Origin of the sequence: Streptomyces sp. NPDC015032 (assembly GCF_043080425.1) — a bacterium.
Lineage (GTDB): Bacteria > Actinomycetota > Actinomycetes > Streptomycetales > Streptomycetaceae > Streptomyces.
Genome location: NZ_JBIBVN010000114.1, coordinates 1 through 1,796, shown reverse-complemented (window position 1 = coordinate 1,796; position 1,796 = coordinate 1). Strand labels below are relative to the sequence as shown.

The window sequence follows — 1,796 nt, the reverse complement described above, 5'->3', positions numbered from 1 at the left end:
CTGGGGTATGGCCTGCTGCGCTATGTCAACGAGCGGACCGCGCCCGTACTGGCATCGCATGCCACCGGCCAGATCGGCTTCAACTACCTCGGCCGGATCTCCACCGCCGACATGCCCGAAGGGCTGCGCGGCCTGGGCTGGACCATGGCCCCCGAGGCGGGCGAGTACGTGGCCGAGCCCGACGCGGACATGTCGGCGACATCGGCGGTGGACATCAACGCGATGGTCACCGACAGCGCCGAAGGCACCCGGCTCACCGCACAGTTCGCCTTCCCGACGGGAGTCCTCTCCCACGCCGAGGTGCGGGAGCTGGCCGACCTGTGGTGCGCCGCCCTGGAGGCGCTGGCCCGCCATGCGGCCGGGCCCGGCGCGGGCGGGCTGACACCGTCGGACGTGCCCCTGGTCTCCGTGACCCAGCGCGAGATCGAGGCGTGGGAGCGGCAGTACCCGGGCCTGGCCGACATCTGGCCGCTGACCGCGACCCAGTCGGGTCTGCTGTTCCACGCGATGCTGGCGGATTCGACCTTCGACGCGTACCAGATGCAACTGGTGTTCCACCTCAGCGGCACCGTCGACCCGGCCCGTATGCGGGCGGCGGGCCAGGCGCTGCTGAACCGGTACCCGAACCTGCGGACCGCGTTCGTCGCCGACGCCGCCGGGAACCAGGTGCAGGCCGTGGTGGACGGCATTCCGCTGCCGTGGCACGCCGTCGACCTGCGCGAGATGGGCGAGACCGAGCGCGACACCGCGTTCGAGCGGATCGTGGCCGACGACCTGAACACCCCGTTCGACCCGGCCGCGCCGCCACTGCTGCGGATGACCCTGGTCAGCACCGGCCCGGACCGTGCCGAGCTCATCTTCACCGCGCACCACGTGCTGTTCGACGGCTGGTCGCTGCCGCTGCTGATGCAGGATCTGCTGCGGCTCTACGGGTCCGGCGGCGACCCCTCGGTGCTGCCGCGAGCCCGTGGCTACCGGGACTTCCTGGTGTGGCTGGCCGCCCAGGACCGTACGGAATCCGCTCGCGCGTGGGCGGCCGAATTCGACGGGCTCGACGAGCCGACCCTGCTGGCGGCCGGCCTCGAACCCCGTACCGGCCTCTCGGGCATCGGACATGTCGAGGCCGAACTGTCGGTGCAGGACGCCCGCGGCCTGGCCCGGCGGGCCGCCGAACTGGGCGTCACGCTGAACACACTCGTCCAGGGAGCCTGGGCGGTCGTGCTGGGTGAACTGACCGGCTGCCAGGACGTGGTGTTCGGCGCCACGGTGTCCGGCCGTCCGCCGGCCCTGGCCGGTGTCGACTCCATGGTCGGGCTGTTCATCAGCACCCTGCCCGTACGGGTCCGGTGCGCCCCCGGCGAGCCGCTCGCCGAGCTGCTGACCGGGCTGCAGGGTCGGCAGGCCGCGTTGCTGGACCACCACCACTACGGCCTGGCCGACATCCAGCAGGCCACCGGACTGCCTTCGCTGTTCGACACCCTTGTCGTGTACGAGTCGTTCCCGCTGGACCGGGCCGGCATCGCCGAGGCGAACACCACAGCCGGTGTGGCCGTCACCGGGATCCGCCCGGCCACCGGTACCCACTACCCCCTGACCGTGATGGCCACCGCCGATCCCCATCTGCGGCTGTCCTTCGACTACCAGCACAACCTCTACGAGCAGGAGACCGTGGCCGGCATCGCCGACCGTCTCGTGCGCGTACTGCGGCAGCTGGTGGCGGACCCCGGCCGACGGGTCGGAGCGGTGGAGCTGTTGGAGCCGGCGGAGCTGGAGGTGCTGCGGGGGTTCAATGACAC

1 protein-coding gene is annotated in these 1,796 nt (G+C 71.7%); it reads left to right on the top strand.

Annotated features, from left to right (window positions below; translation table 11 throughout):
* The coding region (locus tag ACF08M_RS41595; protein ID WP_392190517.1) for a condensation domain-containing protein at positions 1-1,796 on the top strand (1,796 nt) is incomplete at both ends.